The organism is Blastococcus goldschmidtiae (assembly GCF_031845325.1).
Classification (GTDB): Bacteria; Actinomycetota; Actinomycetes; order Mycobacteriales; family Geodermatophilaceae; genus Blastococcus; species Blastococcus goldschmidtiae.
Genome location: NZ_JAVREI010000056.1, coordinates 1 through 255 on the forward strand (window position 1 = coordinate 1; position 255 = coordinate 255).

At 69.8% G+C, this 255-nt stretch carries 1 protein-coding gene; it reads right to left on the reverse strand.

Annotation, left to right across the window (positions count from 1 at the left end):
* Positions 1 to 123 precede the first annotated feature (123 nt).
* Positions 124 to 255 (reverse strand): integrase core domain-containing protein (locus RM425_RS21570; protein ID WP_311347282.1); only part of this gene is annotated, 132 nt, incomplete at its 5' end.

Sequence of the window (255 nt, forward strand, 5' to 3'; positions counted from 1 at the left end):
CTCACCCCGGGCGACCGGCGCAGCTACACCGGCAAGGCCAAGGCCGAGCGCCTGAAGGGCTTCGAGACCGTGCACGTCACGTTCGACCCGCCCGACCGCGACGGCGGCTGAGCCCCCGCGCGGCTAGCTGTGATGCCCAGCCAGGTTGTTCAACCTGGTGATGGGTGGCAGCTTCCCGACCGCTGAGTGGGGCCGATGGTGGTTGTACTGGTGGACCCATGCTGGCAGGGCCGCGAGCCGCGCTGACTCGGAGTT